General features: G+C 57.3%; 11 protein-coding genes and 1 pseudogene. 8 read left to right on the top strand and 4 right to left on the bottom strand.

The window, feature by feature from the left end; genetic code table 11:
* Nucleotides 1-19 precede the first annotated feature (19 nt).
* Together GSQ94_RS15070 and GSQ94_RS21475 are read left to right on the top strand one after the other, a co-directional pair.
* Nucleotides 20-2389, top strand: coding sequence for an OPT family oligopeptide transporter (locus tag GSQ94_RS15070; protein WP_158944671.1), 2370 nt, complete (start codon nucleotides 20-22; stop codon nucleotides 2387-2389).
* Nucleotides 2390-2655: 266 nt separating this feature from the next.
* Nucleotides 2656-3126, top strand: coding sequence for a hypothetical protein (locus GSQ94_RS21475; protein WP_254063892.1), 471 nt, complete (start codon nucleotides 2656-2658; stop codon nucleotides 3124-3126).
* Nucleotides 3127-3296: 170 nt separating this feature from the next.
* Here the strand turns inward: GSQ94_RS21475 and GSQ94_RS21860 are convergent.
* Nucleotides 3297-3464 (bottom strand): annotated as a pseudogene (locus tag GSQ94_RS21860) (carboxypeptidase-like regulatory domain-containing protein); the annotation flags it as partial.
* A 648-nt stretch (nucleotides 3465-4112) separates the two neighbouring features.
* On the opposite strand from GSQ94_RS21860, the gene GSQ94_RS15060 reads away from it, so the two are divergent.
* The 3 genes from GSQ94_RS15060 to GSQ94_RS15050 all read left to right on the top strand — a co-directional run bounded on the left by GSQ94_RS15060 (nucleotide 4113) and on the right by GSQ94_RS15050 (nucleotide 6070).
* Entirely contained in the window at nucleotides 4113-4583 is a 471-nt protein-coding gene (locus GSQ94_RS15060) for a MarR family winged helix-turn-helix transcriptional regulator (RefSeq protein ID WP_158944669.1), read from the top strand.
* A gap of 70 nt (nucleotides 4584-4653) precedes the next feature.
* Complete coding sequence (locus tag GSQ94_RS15055; protein ID WP_158944668.1) at nucleotides 4654-5358, top strand: pirin family protein; 705 nt, start codon at nucleotides 4654-4656, stop codon at nucleotides 5356-5358.
* Between the two features lie 133 nt (nucleotides 5359-5491).
* The gene (locus GSQ94_RS15050; protein ID WP_158944667.1) at nucleotides 5492-6070 is read left to right on the top strand and encodes a YceI family protein; all 579 of its coding nucleotides are present in this window, start codon (nucleotides 5492-5494) and stop codon (nucleotides 6068-6070) included.
* Between the two features lie 69 nt (nucleotides 6071-6139).
* Here the strand turns inward: GSQ94_RS15050 and GSQ94_RS15045 are convergent, their stop codons facing one another.
* Entirely contained in the window at nucleotides 6140-6553 is a 414-nt protein-coding gene (locus GSQ94_RS15045) for a response regulator (protein WP_158944666.1), read from the bottom strand.
* Between the two features lie 35 nt (nucleotides 6554-6588).
* On the bottom strand, nucleotides 6589-7497 hold the full coding sequence (locus GSQ94_RS15040) for a LysR family transcriptional regulator (RefSeq protein ID WP_158944665.1): 909 nt from the start codon (nucleotides 7495-7497) through the stop codon (nucleotides 6589-6591).
* A 130-nt stretch (nucleotides 7498-7627) separates the two neighbouring features.
* Here GSQ94_RS15040 and GSQ94_RS15035 point away from each other — a divergent pair, with 130 nt between their 5' ends.
* Genes GSQ94_RS15035 through GSQ94_RS15025 form a run of 3 tightly spaced genes read left to right on the top strand, consistent with a single transcriptional unit; the run spans nucleotide 7628 to nucleotide 13547 of the window.
* On the top strand, nucleotides 7628-10807 hold the full coding sequence (locus tag GSQ94_RS15035; protein ID WP_158944664.1) for an efflux RND transporter permease subunit: 3180 nt from the start codon (nucleotides 7628-7630) through the stop codon (nucleotides 10805-10807).
* Nucleotides 10808-10815: 8 nt separating this feature from the next.
* On the top strand, nucleotides 10816-12096 hold the full coding sequence (locus tag GSQ94_RS15030; RefSeq protein ID WP_254063890.1) for an efflux RND transporter periplasmic adaptor subunit: 1281 nt from the start codon (nucleotides 10816-10818) through the stop codon (nucleotides 12094-12096).
* A complete protein-coding gene (locus GSQ94_RS15025) occupies nucleotides 12096-13547 on the top strand; it encodes an efflux transporter outer membrane subunit (RefSeq protein ID WP_158944807.1) in 1452 nt (483 codons plus the stop codon). Before GSQ94_RS15030 ends, GSQ94_RS15025 begins: the two co-directional genes overlap by 1 nt.
* Nucleotide 13548: 1 nt before the next feature.
* Here the strand turns inward: GSQ94_RS15025 and GSQ94_RS15020 are convergent, their stop codons facing one another.
* A complete protein-coding gene (locus GSQ94_RS15020; protein WP_158944663.1) occupies nucleotides 13549-15000 on the bottom strand; it encodes a DUF4118 domain-containing protein in 1452 nt (483 codons plus the stop codon).
* Nucleotides 15001-15005 lie beyond the last annotated feature (5 nt).

Here is a 15005-nt window from a genome sequence, read left to right as displayed (position 1 = left end):
AAGCGGGAGAAGCACCACCATGGCAACATCCACACCGACCAAACCAACCTTCAAGCCATTCGTCTCCACCACAGAGACGCGTCCCGAGCTCTCTGCGCGAGCGCTCATTCTCGGCGCCATCTTCGGTGTGCTCTTTGGGGCCGTCACCGTGTATGTGGGGTTACGGGCTGGTCTCACGGTCGCGGCATCCATTCCAATCTCGGTTCTCTCCATCTCCATCCTGCGTGCGTTCGGCAAAGCCAGCATCCTTGAGAACAACATCGTTCAGAGCACCGGCAACGCAGGCCAATCCATCGCGTCCGGTGTCATCTTCACACTTCCCGCTCTCATCTTCCTCGGCTTCGACCTGGAAGCGTCCCGCATCTTCGCCCTGGCCCTGTTCGGCGGGTGGCTTGGCGTCCTCTTCATGATTCCGCTTCGCCGCCAGCTCATCGTAGAAGAGCACGACAACCTTATCTATCCAGAAGGGACGGCCTGCGCCGACGTCCTCATCGCAGGGGAACGCGGCGGCTCCTTTGCCTCGCGTGTCTTCCTCGGTCTCGGTCTCGGCGGTCTTTATACCCTCTTCCAGAACGACAACCTCTTCGCCCTCTGGCCCAGCCAGCCCGACTATCAGCCCGATCTCGGCACGCAGCACCTCCTCAAAGGCTCTGCCATCCGCGCCGACTGTACGCCCGAGTATCTCGGCGTCGGCTACATCATTGGCATCCGCGTCGCGGCCATCATGCTCGCAGGTGGTGTCTTCTCGTGGCTGGTTCTCATGCCAGCGATCTACTTCTTCGGCTCGCACCTCACCACCCCGCTCTATCCCGGCACCGTCCTAATAACGCAGATGTCTCCCTCCGACCTCTGGCGAACCTACGTCCGTCCGATGGGCGCCGGTGGAGTCGCGGCCGCTGGCCTTATCACCCTCCTCCGCACCTTGCCCACTATTGTTGGTGCACTCACTCAAGGCTTCAAGAAGACAGGCTCAGGCAAATCGGCGGCAGCACAACCCTCTCGCACAGAACACGATCTTCCTCCAATCGTGGTCTTCGGCGGTTCCCTTCTTCTCATCGTCCTGATGGTTCTCTTTCTCGAATTCAAACCCATCCCCGGAGCGCAGGTCGGTCTCTTCGCCAACATCGCCGCGGCCCTTCTCGTGGTCGTCTTCGGCTTCCTCTTCGTCACCGTTAGCGCACGCATCGTAGGCATCGTAGGCTCGTCCGCCTCGCCAGTCTCGGGCATGACCATCGCAACCCTCATGGCGACTGCCGCTATCTTCCTTGTCAAAGGCTGGACCGCACCCGCCTTTGGAGCCCTAGCCATCACCATCGGCGGAGTAGTTTGCATTGCAGCCTCAAACGCAGGAGACACCTCGCAAGACCTCAAAACCGGCTACCTCATCGGCGCGACCCCGTGGAAGCAGCAGGTTGCCATCATGATCGGCGTCATCGTCTCCATCTTCTCCATCGGTGCTACGCTCAACGCGATGAACAAAGGCCTCGAGACCTTTCAACGCCTCCCGAAACCCATCGTCTTCTCTCTCGACAAACTCCCTGACGGCGTTCAGAATAACGGCCACTTCTCTGGCAACGACAGGATCACCCTTACCTCTCACACCCCCGACCACGCCAAAGAAGAGCTCTCCAATGCACGCCAGTACGTGCTGTTGAATGCCATCGGATCAACCACGCTCGACGACGGCAAATATCTCTACAACACCGCTACCGGCGAGATTGAAGTGCAATGGATTCAGGGAATCGGAAGTGAAAAAGCAGCGGCCCCGCAAGGCCGTCTGATGGCCACAGTCATTAATGGAATTCTCAGCAGAAAACTTCCGTGGGCCCTCGTTCTGCTCGGTGTTGCGATCGTTGTAGTTGTCGAACTTCTTGGTGTTCGGTCACTGACCTTCGCGGTAGGAGCCTACCTCAGCATCGCCACAACTCTCGCCATCTTCGTAGGGGGCGTGATGCGTTGGATGGTGGATCGCGCGATGCAGCGCCATGCATCTGAAAAAGTTCGGCTTGAACATGAAGCTTCGCTGGCGCTGTGGCACTCCGACCGCGAAACCTGGCTCGCCCAACATCCTGACTTCGACCCCACCGACCCCACGCACGCCGACCCCAGCGGTCTTCCGCTGCCCAACACCATCACCGCCCGCGATGCCACCATTGAATCCGAAGTCTCCCCCGGATCCCTCTACGCCTCTGGACTCATCGCTGCAGGTGGCATCGTCGGCCTGCTGGGCGTCTGCGTCAAGCTCTACGAAGCCGCTACCGATCGCTCCATTCCCCGCTTCAGCGAACATAACCCTCTCCATCACGATCCGGTGAGCGTCGTCATGTTCGCCCTGCTCGCCTTCTCCCTCTACTATTTCGCCAGAAAACCCCTTAACACTGAAGGCTAATTTCGGAAGCATAACGGCCCGGAAAATAAAGTTGAAAAACGTGGCGTGTTTTTAGCAGCCGAAAAAGTGGCTGCTAAAACACCACGTTCACCACGCAAAACACCACACCTTCACCACAAAAACACCATCGGAAAACAACATACTTTCGTAAAACCCACAGCAAAACCCATATTTCACCACCCGCAACTTTTTAACCATCAAACTCAGCCGCCACACACGGACTAGGATGAACTCAGCGCGATGAGCAAACCGGAGGAAAGCAACATATGAGTCAAGTGCTGGTTGTTTTTCAAGCGAACACCGAGCGCACCGAGCAGTTGGCACTGGCGGTTGGAGTGGGGGCCGTCGAGTCCGAGGCTAGCATCCGGTTGCGGCGATTGGCGATGGCGGATTCGGTTGAAGTGGGGCACAAAGGCTATGGGACGCTGAAAGAGGCTGACCTGCTTTGGGCCGATACCGTGGTGGTTGGGCTAGAGGATGAGAGGCCTGAGACGGAGGAGCTGAACGAATTACTTGCCTTACTGGGGACGCTCAAGCCTGAGACGATGAAGGGAAAGCGTGCCTGGACGTTTGGGGCAGAAGGAGACACGCCGCAGAAGAGCGCGGCGCAGAGGGTGGTGGAGGACGCTTTAGTTGGGGCCGGGATAACGCTGCCGCCGTTGGCGATTTTGAGCGCGGGTGACGCGACCGGACGCATGAAAGAGGCTGGGCAGCAGATGGGCAAGAAGAGGGTCTGAGGGTGAGCCGCGGGGTGCGGCGGCCTGAGAGTTTGCGCGGCTTCTTCCAAGAGCGTGGCTTCCAGGAGCTTGGCCGGGACAAGTATGGCCTGGGTCATTCGGCCACGCAGCATCTCGATCTGTCTGTTGTCGTCAGAGTCGACTGCGAGGTGAATGCCATAGATTGTCAGGGTCTGGAAGCCAGGAACCTGAACGCTGAGGGAGTAGACGCCAAGGGGAATCTTGCGAAACTCGTACGTGCCGCTGCCGGTCGTGCGGGTTTTGAAGACTGCCTCTGTTGCCTGATCGGTTAGCAGAACCCGAGCATTTTTGATGATTGCGCCGTCAGAGTCATTCACCGTTCCACGGATACAGGGAGAGAGACCTTCTGCGCTCGAGGCGGGGAGGGCGGCCACGCAAAGAAGTAGAGCAAAGCTTAGGAGACGAGCCGTTCCCAATCCGCTGCGCTGCGTTTTAATCGTTGGCAGGGGGATGGTAACCACGATGGCAATCGCTAAGCAAAGTTGATGGAGAGAGAAGGGTAGAAGGTGGGGGTGGGGAAGTTCCGGGGCAACGGATTGCTCCGCTGCCCTTCGGAGAGACAACAGAAGAACAGACCACGGTAGAGAAGACGCTACCGCCAACAGCAGCGGTAGCAACAGCGTTAGGAAGATCGGCACTGGCAAAGTAAAGAGTTTCAGAAACGGCAGAGACGTCGGTGAAAGCAATTCGTCCTCCGGCGGCGCTTCAAAGATTGAACGCGCTGCTTTGAGATCTATTAGCGACGTTAGGGCGAAAGTGAAGGGATTCCAATGGCCACCCCAAAGAACCTTTCCATATCCACTTAGCTGTTGACCGATGCTCTTATCTGACAGCAAAGCGCACCTGAGAACCAAGAGAGCCTCACAAGGACATTGATAATAGGAGGGTTTGCGTGGAGATGAAGGTTTTGAATCTTATCTCGATGTCGAGATATCTTATGTCGTAGGAGTTAGGAGGTGGCCGAGATGAAGATTGACGATGCAGTGGTTCCGGCGCCTCGACTCTGGCTGGTGTTGGCGCGGGCTTATCACTCGATCGGGGCTTTTATCGAAGGAGCCATCACCTCACAGGGTTTGATTTTGAGTGACTTTATGGTCCTGGAGGTTTTGCTGCACAAAGGGCCGCTGACGATCTCAGTGATTGGCGAGAAGGTTTTGCTGGCGAGTGCCTCCATGACTTCGGCGATTGACCGGCTGGAGAAGCGGGGCCTGGTGCGGCGCAAGAACTGTGCCACGGACAGACGTACTCGATACGTGGAGCTGACGTGCGAGGGCAAAGGATTTATCGAAGAGATCTATGCCCGACACGAGAAGGATCTTGAGTCGATCGCCGTTGGGCTGACCGATACGGAGCGCAGGACGCTTTACGAGGGTTTGAAGAAGATGGGCATCGCGGCGAAGAGCTCGGTGCCTACTCAGAAGTGTAAGACCGCCTGAAGGAACAGGTGAGATGCAGGACATGCGGCCCTAATTAATGAGCCGGTGAAGCAGCAGGAGAGGAATCACCATGTTGACTATTCGCAAGAGTAACGAGAGAGGCCATGCCGACCATGGATGGCTGGATTCGCACCACACGTTTTCGTTTGCCAACTATCATGACCCATCGCATATGGGATACCGATCGCTGCGCGTGATCAACGAGGATCGCGTAGCCGAGGGGCGCGGATTCGGAGCGCATGCGCACCGCGATATGGAGATTCTGAGCTATGTGCTGAAGGGCAAGCTGGCACACAAGGACAGCATGGGACACGTGGAGGTCCTGGGGCCGAACGAGATTCAGAAGATGTCGGCCGGTAGCGGCGTGGTGCATAGCGAGTTCAACGGCTCGGAGACGGAGCCGGTTCATTTTCTGCAGATCTGGATTGAGCCGAAGAGCCGCGGCACGACACCGAGTTATGAGCAGCTGAAGTTCGAAGCGGAGGAGAAGCTGGACCGCTTCAAGCTGCTGGCTTCGCCGACGCCGTCCGCCGGTGCGGCGACGATCAACCAGGATACGAGCGTCTCGGTTGCGGAGTTGACGCCGGGCAAACAGATTACCTATCCGCTGGGGAGCAAGCGTCATGCGTGGCTGCATGTGATCCACGGCGAGGTGACGGTGAATGGCAAGGCGCTCGAGACAGGCGATGCGGTCGCGGTCGATAACGAACAGACGCTGGAGGTGCATGCACAGGGGCAGGCAAACAGCGAGATCCTGTTGTTCGACCTCGCATAACTCTCTTCTTGTCGCATAAGGCCCGACCAAGTTTTTACACAAATGCAACGGTGACCGGCACGTATTTTTGAGTCGAGCACTACAACCAGGACATCTCACAGCAGACTCACCCTTCCAAAAGGAGAACGACCCTATGAACCGTCGCATCTTTACCGCCGCCCTCTCTGCGCTACTGCTCACGGGAGCCAGCGCGCTGGCCCAGAGCTCAACCTGGACCATTGACCCTAACCACTCGCAGATAAACTTCGGGATCAAACATTTGGGCGTCAGCACGGTGCGCGGGTCGATCAGCGGCGTGACCGGCAACATCATCTGGGACGACAAGAATCCGAGCAAGTCGAGCGTGGAAGCGACAATCGATGCCAAGACCGTTACGACCAACAATGAGAAGCGCGATGGCCACCTGAAGTCGCCTGACTTCTTCAATGTGGAGAAGTTTCCGACGCTGACATTCAAGTCAACCAGCGTGACGAGCACAAATGGAAAGCTGCAGGTAGTGGGCGATCTGACGCTGGCCGGCGTGACCAAGAGCGTGACTCTGGATGTCGATGGGCCGACGCCTCCGCAGAAGGGCATGGGCGGCAAGCTGGTGACGGGTTTGTCGGCTACCGGGACGCTGAAGCGCAGCGACTTCAACTTCGGTTCGAAGTTTGGCGTGCCTATGCTGGGTGATGATGTTCAGTTTACGATCGACGCCGAAGCAGGCAAATAAGCAGGAAGAGAGAAGCCCTTCCCTTCGCAGAAGATCGCGGGGGAAGGGCTCTTCTGCGTTTGGCGGAGATTAAGAGAGCTTCTCGCGGCTGAGCTCTTCGTTACGCTTTTCGATCTCGGCTGCAGCCTCTGGCTTGAGTCCACGAAGAATCTCGAGGAGCTTTGCCGGATCGAAGGATTCGAGTTGATAGTCGGACTCGGGACATCCGGTGAACCCAGGGGCCACAATGACAATGATGGGGATCTTCGGCTGAATGGCTTTCAGCTTGCGAGCGACTTCGTCGCAGGTGATATCGTCAAGGCCGCCATCGAGCACGACGCCGGAGACGGCAGGAAAACGGGCGAAGACCTCGATGGCCTCTTTGCCACTATATGCGGTGAGGACGTTGAACTTGGCGGTTTCAATCACAAGCTTGCGGGTCGAGATGCTGCCGGGAAACTCACGGTCGATGACGAGGAAGCAGGGACGGATCATGGAGAACATTAGACACTAAAGATGTGGGGGAAGGCGACTTGGAGTTAATTGCCGTGAGTGCGCTGGATGCGGTCTTTGTTCTCCCGTACCAGGCGGAGGAAGTCCTGCTGGATGGGATCCTCGTTCTGGGGGTTCCAGACGACCGACAGCCCCATGTGGAGGTTTTGCGGCACCAGCGGAGAGATGACGACGCCGGGAGGGCGGAGGTAACGGACTCCCGAGGGGACCAAGGCTATACCTTCCCCGGACTCGACGAGGGTGAGGACACCGGACCAGGTGGCGGAGGTGTTGACGATGTTGGGAGAGAAGCCGGCGGAGGAGCAGAGAGCGACGATGCCATCGAAGAGGCCAGGAGTCATCTGGCGGTCGCAGAGGACGAAGCGCTCGGTGATGAGGGCCTTGATTGAGATTGGTTTGCCTGCGAGTGGGTGATCGCGGGGGAGGACGACGACGACGGGATCGCGATAGAGAAGCTCGGCGCGGAGGATCTGGTCGAAGGGCGGTTCGAGCGGACGGGCGAAGGCGACGTCGATCTTGCCGCTGGTGAGGGCTTCCATCTGCTCGGGGGTACGCATCTCGTAGAGGGAGAGCTTGATGTCAGGATGGAGTTTGCGGTATTCGCGAATGATGCGAGCGAAGAAGCCGCCTGCGCCCCAGAGGAAGAAGCCGATGCTGAGAGAGCCCACTTGACCGATGAGGGAACGTTGCGTGATTTCGACGGCGCGATCAGCGGCTGCGAGAGTCTTACGCGCTTCGGCGAGAAAGATGACACCTTGCGGAGTAAGACGGGTTCGGCCCTGGCTTCGGTTGAGGAGGGTGCCGCCGATTTCTCGCTCGAGATCGGCGATCTGCTCGCTGATGGCGGACTGCGAGACGTGAAGCTGACGGCCAGCCTCGCTGAAGGTTCCGTGATCGGCGACGGCGCGGAGGTAGCGTAGATGTCTAAGTTCCATAAATCTCTCCTAAAAACATGGTATCGGTTTTTCCGATGAAGGCCTTCGGAAATAACTGTGAAACCAGCGGATACCTTAGACTGTCTTACTCTATAGAGAGATTTGCCCGAAGCGGAAGAGGGTTTGTCGCATGTGGATTGTCAAAGTAGCTCTGAGCCGACCGTACACCTTTATTGTGCTGGCGATCCTGATTCTGATTGCCGCACCTGTGGTCATCTCGAGCACGCCGACGGATATCTTTCCGAACATTAATATTCCTGTGGTGTCGGTGGCGTGGCAGTATACGGGGCTGAATCCTGAAGAGCTCGAAGGCAGACTGACGACACCGTACGAAAAAGCGCTGACGGTGCTGGTGGACAACGTTCAGCATATCGAGTCGACGACGTTTGCGGGACAGGTGATCGTGAAGATCTACCTGCAGCCGGGCGCGAGTCTGGATACGGCGAACTCGCAGGTTTCGGCGGCGTCTGAGTTTCAACTGCGCAGCCTTCCTCCAGGTATTCTGCCACCACAGATCATCAACTTCAGCGCTTCGAGTGTACCGATTCTGCAGCTTGGCTTGTCGGGGAACGGGTTGAGCGAGCAGCAGCTCAACGATCTTGGCGCGAACTTCGTTCGCCCGCAGCTGGTGTCAGTCCCGGGCGCGGTGATTCCAAATATCTACGGAGGCAAGCAGCGGTCGATCATGCTGAATATCGATCCGAAGCTGCTGCAGGCGAAGGGACTCTCGCCCGTGGATGTGTTGAACGCAGTGGCACAGCAGAACGTGGTGCAGCCGGGCGGTACAGCGAAGATCGGCGAGGCTGAGTATGACATCCACATCAACTCTTCGCCGGTGACGCTGGAGGGCATCAGCAACCTGCCGATCAAGCAGGTGAACGGGACGACGATTTACCTGCGCGATGTGGCAACGGTATCCGATGGCAGCATTCCGCAGACAAACATCGTGCGGCAGGACGGCCATCGCGGAGCGCTGATGGTGATCTTGAAGTCGGGTACTGCATCGACACTGAGCGTGGTAAGCGGCATACGAAACCTGCTGCCAAGGGTAAAGCTTACGGTGCCGCCGGAGTTGAAGATCACTCCAATCGGCGACCAGTCTGTATTTGTTCGCGGATCGGTGCAAGGAGTAATTCGAGAGGCTGTAATCGCAGCGGTCCTGACCGGGTTGATGATTTTGCTCTTCCTGGGAAGTTGGCGCAGCACGATTATTATCGCTGTCTCGATTCCACTGTCGATCCTTACATCGATCATTGTTCTGGGGCTGCTGGGCGAGACGATCAACATCATGACGCTGGGCGGACTGGCGCTGGCGGTCGGTATTCTTGTGGATGATGCGACGGTGACGATCGAAAATATCGAACGCTACCTGGAGGAGGGCCGAGAGCTGCATGACGCCATCCTGGAGGGCGCGGCCCAGATCTCTGTGCCTGCGCTGGTATCGACGCTTTGTATCTGCATCGTGTTTCTGCCGATGTTCTTTCTGAGCGGAGTTTCGCGTTATCTGTTTGTGCCGCTGGCAGAAGCAGTCGTCTTTGCCATGCTCGCATCGTACGTTCTCTCTCGTACTCTTGTGCCAACGCTGGCGATGTACCTGCTCAAGAAGCATGACCATCATGCGGTTGTTTCAAACAATATTCTTGCCCGGTTCCAGCGTGGATTCGAACGGGGCTTCGAGAAGGTCCGCAGCGCGTATCAGGATCTGCTGGGCCGTTTGGTCATGCTGAGAATCTTCTTCGTTCCGATCTTTCTGTTGATCTGCCTGTGCGCCTTCGCCCTGCTTCCATTCCTCGGACAAAACTTCTTTCCCGCCACAGATAACGGCTCGTTCCTTTTGCATGTTCGAGCGAAGAGCGGCACCCGCATCGAGGAGACCGCGCGGCTCTGCGATCTGATCGAGCAGGATATTCGCAAGACGGTTCCAGCGGGTGAGATGGACAATGTGCTCGACAATATCGGGCTGCCGTACAGCACGCTGAACACTCAGCACGCGACTTCAGGTCTTATTGGCGCTGGAGACGCGGACATTCTGGTCTCCCTGAAGGAAGACCATCATCCGACTGCGAATTACGTTGAGAAGTTGCGCAGGGATCTGCCGCGCGCTTTTCCTGGGGTGATGTTCTATTTTCTTCCTTCGGATATCGTGACACAGATTTTGAACTTTGGCTTGCCGGCACCGATCGATATCCAGTTTGAAGGTTCGGATATTGCGGCGAACCGTAAGGTCGCGAACCAGATTCTGAGCGAACTGCATCACGTTCCGGGACTGGTGGATCTGCGAATACAACAGCCAGACGACTATCCCGTGTTGGACGTTACGGTGGACCGAACCAAAGCCGCGCAGGGAGGGTACTCCGAACGCGACGTGGGCAGCAGTCTGCTCAACATCTTGGGCGGCAGCACTCAATTGAACCCGATGTTTTATCTGAACTGGAAGAACGGCACGACCTACAACATCGTAGAGCAGACGCCGCAGTACCAGATCAGTTCTCTGAACTCGCTAGAAAATATTCCTATCTCTTCGGCGACCGCGAAGCAGCCGGAGATTCTGACGGATGTTGCGAAGATTACACGCAGCAACGAACTGGAGGTTGTGACCCACTACAACATTCGGCGTACGTTGGACATCTATGGGGCAGTTCAAGGCCGCGATCTAGGTTCTGTGGGCAAAGACATCAACAAGATTGTGGCTCGAAATGAAAAGTCGCTGGTACGCGGCAGTTTCGTGAAAGTTCGTGGGCAGATTGAGACGATGAACAGCTCGTACTTCGGACTGCTTGCCGGACTGGCCTTTGCCATCGTTCTGGTTTACCTGTTGATCGTGGTGAACTTCCAGTCGTGGCTCGATCCGTTCATCATCATCACGGCGTTACCGGCAGCGCTTGCGGGTATCGTGCTGTTCCTGTTTACGACACGGACGACATTGAGCGTCCCAGCTTTAATGGGTGCGATTATGTGTATGGGCGTTGCCACGGCGAACAGTATTCTTGTGGTCTCGTTCGCCAAAGATCGGTTGGAGCATCATGGGAATGCGATAGAAGCCGCCATCGAAGCAGGGGCAACGCGGTTTAGACCTGTCATGATGACGGCGCTGGCGATGATCATCGGTATGATCCCGATGGCATTGGGAGCCGGTGAGGGCGGAGAACAGAATGCTCCGCTGGGACGCGCGGTGATCGGCGGCCTCTGCTGTGCGACCATTGCCACGCTTCTCTTTGTTCCGGCAGTGTTCGCGCTGCTTCACAGCTCGGACAAGAAGAGCGAGAGCGTTACAGAGAGCCCTGAACATCGGTTGACGGCTGGAGCTTGAGAGAATCTATGAACATTGAGGGAGAACGTATGACGAGCGGGGCCAAGGTGGAGACGATGAATGAAGATATGACGACACCTTCAAGCGAATTCTCCTCTCCGCAGGAGCCCCGGGAGCCGGGACTCACTAAGGGAACCTGGATTGGCGTGGTGATCATTGCGGTGATTGTTGCGCTGGTGGTGCTCTTTGGGATTGCGGCGCGACACCAATCGGAGAGCACGCTCGAGAAGGACACCAAGGCTGAGGCAATTCCTTCCGTGAATGTGATCTACCCTGCCAGCTCCGTCTTATCTTCGGGATTGGCGTTGCCGGGCAACACGCAGGCTTACGTGGATACGCCGATCTATGCACGCACGAGCGGATATTTGAAAAACTGGTACTTCGACATTGGGGCACATGTTCGCAAAGGACAGCTGATGGCGGTGATCGAGACCCCTGAGTTGGATGAGCAGCTCCAGGTGGCGCAGGCCGATCTGAAGAGCTCTCAGGCGAATCTCAACCTTGCGAATACGACTTCTGCTCGTTACCAGAATCTTCTGACGACGAACTCGGTTTCGAAGCAGGAGACCGACGTTGCGGTGAGCGATGCTGCAGCGAAGAAGGCAGCCGTGGATGCTTCGATGGCGAGCGTTCGCAGGCTGCAACAGCTGCAGTCGTTTGAGAAGATCTACGCTCCCTTTGACGGGATTGTGACGGCACGCAATATCGATATTGGCGGACTGATTCAAGCGGGCGAGAATACAACGCCGAAAGAGCTGTTTCATCTTGCAGCGATCCAGAAGATTCGCGTGTTCGTGTCTGTTCCAGAGGCTTACTCTACTTCGATCAAAGAAGGCGGCAAGGCTAGTCTGACGTTGGATGAGTACCCCGACAGATCATTTGAAGGCACGATTGTGCGCAACTCCAATGCAATCGACTCTGCAACGCGGACGCTGAATGTTGAAGTCGACGTCGACAATCCCAAGGGCGAGCTGCTGCCCGGCGCATATGTATTTGTTCACTTCAAAGTGCCGGAGCACTCATCAAACCTGATGATTCCTTCGAACACGCTGCTGTTCCGGGCGCAAGGCCTGCAGGTAGGCGTGGTGCGTGATGGCAAAGTGCAACTGGTACCGGTCACGATCAGCAAAGACCTGGGTGCCAATGTCGAAATTGCCTCCGGACTTACTACGAAGGATGCCGTGCTTCTGGATCCGTCGGACTCGTTGGCCAACGGCCAGGAGGTACAGGTGAAGAGCCGTGTCACCGAAGACGCCACCCAGATGCAGAAGAAAGATGGCTCACAGTGATGCTACGACCCGCAGTTGTGGCCTGTGCGGCTGTGGCTCTGTTAAGCGGATGCATGGTTGGGCCGAAGTATGTGAAGCCTTCGGTCCCGATGGCTCCGGGATATAAAGAAGCAGACGCGAACGCCTATAAGGAGAATTCCAACTGGCAGGTCGCTCAACCTGCAGACGCGATGCTGCGAGGCGAGTGGTGGACGATCTTCGGCGACTCGGAGCTGAATGCACTTGAGCCGCAGGTAACGGAGAATAATCAGAACCTGAAGGCGGCGGATGCTCGCTTTCGTGAAGCACGCGCGTTGATTCGTTTCAACCATGCCTCTCTGTATCCGACGATAGGCGTCGCGCCCTTCGCCGGGGGAGCGCGTGAGTCTTCGAATCAGCCGTACTTCAACCTGAACAACGCGCAAGGGAATGGCGTCGGCTTGCTCGATCTTCCTGTTGATTTGAACTATGAGATCGATGTGTGGGGCCGGGTTCGACGTACTGTCAGCGCTGCCCGGGAAGAGGCGCAGGCGAGTGCAGGGGATCGACAGACGGTGCTGCTCAGTCTGCAGGCAGAGCTGGCGGTTGATTACTTCGAGGCTCGCAGCGCCGACGCGCAGGAGAAGTTGCTGAACAATACGGTGAAAGATTTCGAAGAAGCCTATCGGATTACGGACAATCGATTTGAAGGCGGAGTTGCTGGAAAGTCGGACGTGGACCAGGCCCAGACGCAGCTTGAGGCGGCCAAGGTACTGGCGCGGGACATCACCTTACAACGGGCTCAGTTTGAGCATGCGATCGCGGTTCTTTTAGGAAAGCCACCAGCTTCTTTCTCGCTGCCGAATACTCCGCTCGATGCGCGTCCGCCCGCGATCCCGCCTGGTCTGCCTTCGGAGCTTCTGGAGCGACGACCGGATATTGCATCGGCAGAACGGCGCGTGGCAGAGGCGAATGACCGCATCGGTATCGCGCGAGCTGCATTTTACCCGACGATCTCCCTAAGTGGAAATGTGGGTGTTGAAGGTACCTCGTTCGCGAATCTGTTCAACCCGGCAAGCTTGCTGTGGTCGATTGGACCGACGCTGTCGCAGACGGTATTCGATGCCGGGCGAAGAGCCGCTGTTTCCGAACAAGCCAATGCGAGTTACGACGAGACCGTTGCGAACTACCGGCAGACTACCTTGACTGCATTTCAGCAGGTTGAGGACAATCTGGTTGCGCTGCGGGTTCTCGACCAGGAGGCGGGAAATCAGCACCGGGCAACTGTAGCTGCTCAATCGGCTGAGCAGATTTTTAATAATCGATACGTTGGCGGGCTGGATACCTATCTTCAAGTCGTGACCGCGCAGACCACGGAGTTGAACAACGAGAGAAATGAAATTGATATTATGCGCAGGCAGATGGATGCGAGCGTGCTGCTGATCAAGGCGCTTGGCGGCGGATGGAATGTTGCCAACCTGCCCAAACTTTAGGCTAGCGGCCTGAGAGATTGAGCGGCAGGTAAAACGAAAAGACAGAACCCTGTGACGGCTGGCTGGTGACGTCGATAGAACCTCCGTGGGCTTCGGCGATTGCTTTTGCGATGGCCAGCCCCATGCCTGTTCCCTGCACGCGGTAACGCTGGCCCTGGCCGCGGTAGAACTTATCGAAGATCATCATCTTTTCCAGGTCGTCGACGCCAGCGCCGCGGTCGGCGACGCTGGTTACGAGCTGCCCGCGAGAGACCTCGGCGCTGATGAAGATTGGACTTCCCTCCGCGGAGTACTTCGCGGCGTTTTCCAAGAGGTGCTGTAAGACCTTGGCGATGCGCTCGAGGTCCATATGAACGGGAGGGAGCGTGTCGGGGAGGCGAAGCTCTACGGGATGAGTTTTGAGCGGTCCTTGTACTTCGTCGAGAGCGAGATCGACGGCCTCGCGCATGGCGTGCAGCTGCAGATCGAGCTTGATATCGTTCGCGTCGAGCTCCGCCATCTCCATGGCCTGGCCGACGAGGCGATCCAGTCGCGCGGCCTCCTCTTCGATCACCTGCATCATCTCTCCGCTCTGCTCTGCGTCGAGTAATGGATCGCTTCGGAGAGTCGTGATGGCTGCGGTGATCGAGGTCAGCGGAGTTCGCAGTTCATGCGCTACGGAGTCGAGCAGAGCATTGCGGAGACGTTCGCTTTCGCGTGAGGCCTGTACACGGGTGAGATTTTCTACGGCTCCTGCGCGCTCGATAGCGATAGCTGCCAGACCGCAGACGGCATCGAGCGCCTCGGGCGAGGTTCCGTTCCCGGTGATGCCGACGGCTCCGATGGGACGGGTTCCAAGAAGGATGGGGACCAGGGTAACGCCGCGTTCTTCGTCATGGCGATGGTCTCGGGTAAACGCTGCGTCACGCAGCTCGGCTGCCGTTACGTCCATGTAGTTTGGACTGGAGCGATAGATGCGATCTTTCTCGCGGAGATAGACGGCCGCTCCTGCGAGGTTGAAGGTGGCCGCGATCATCTGCGGCAGAACGTTGAGGAGGTCGATTACGTTACCGGTGACCAGCATCTGCTGGCTAAATTCGTAGAGGCGTTCCGCCTCGCGCTGACGACGGCGAGAGATCTTCGCTTCGCGGCGAGCCCGCTCCGCCAGCTGGCTTGCGACGATGCCGGTGACCAGAAAGGCAAGAAGAGCTACCCAGTTGCGTCCGTCGCCGACGGTGAAGGTGAGGACAGGGGGCAGGAAGAAGAAGTTGAAAGCAGCTGCTGACAGAATGGACAGGTAGATGGAGTGCCGCAGGCCCCAGTTTGCGGCGACAAGCAGGATGCCGACAAGGAACGTCAGGGCGACGGTGGTCTCGTTGACATGTAGCCAGCGAAAGTAGGCAGCTACAATGACAGCTGCGCTCGCTGTGGAGATACTGTAGCGGACGATACTGCGTGTAAGCTTTCGCTGCACTGCTT

It is taken from the genome of Granulicella sp. S190 (genome assembly GCF_009766095.1).
In the GTDB taxonomy this organism is placed as follows: domain Bacteria; phylum Acidobacteriota; class Terriglobia; order Terriglobales; family Acidobacteriaceae; genus Edaphobacter.
The sequence above is the reverse complement of the archived record's forward strand: the minus strand, read 5'-3'. Positions and strand labels throughout refer to the sequence as shown.

Excerpts from the sequence above, each read along its gene's own strand:
- GSQ94_RS15070 (WP_158944671.1), top strand. The coding sequence starts at position 20 with ATGGCAACATCCACACCGACCAAACCAACCTTCAAGCCATTCGTCTCC.
- GSQ94_RS21475 (WP_254063892.1), top strand. The coding sequence starts at position 2,656 with ATGAGTCAAGTGCTGGTTGTTTTTCAAGCGAACACCGAGCGCACCGAG.
- GSQ94_RS15060 (WP_158944669.1), top strand. The coding sequence starts at position 4,113 with ATGAAGATTGACGATGCAGTGGTTCCGGCGCCTCGACTCTGGCTGGTG.
- GSQ94_RS15055 (WP_158944668.1), top strand. The coding sequence starts at position 4,654 with ATGTTGACTATTCGCAAGAGTAACGAGAGAGGCCATGCCGACCATGGA.
- GSQ94_RS15050 (WP_158944667.1), top strand. The coding sequence starts at position 5,492 with ATGAACCGTCGCATCTTTACCGCCGCCCTCTCTGCGCTACTGCTCACG.
- GSQ94_RS15045 (WP_158944666.1), bottom strand. The coding sequence starts at position 6,553 with ATGTTCTCCATGATCCGTCCCTGCTTCCTCGTCATCGACCGTGAGTTT.
- GSQ94_RS15040 (WP_158944665.1), bottom strand. The coding sequence starts at position 7,497 with ATGGAACTTAGACATCTACGCTACCTCCGCGCCGTCGCCGATCACGGA.
- GSQ94_RS15035 (WP_158944664.1), top strand. The coding sequence starts at position 7,628 with ATGTGGATTGTCAAAGTAGCTCTGAGCCGACCGTACACCTTTATTGTG.
- GSQ94_RS15030 (WP_254063890.1), top strand. The coding sequence starts at position 10,816 with ATGAACATTGAGGGAGAACGTATGACGAGCGGGGCCAAGGTGGAGACG.
- GSQ94_RS15025 (WP_158944807.1), top strand. The coding sequence starts at position 12,096 with ATGCTACGACCCGCAGTTGTGGCCTGTGCGGCTGTGGCTCTGTTAAGC.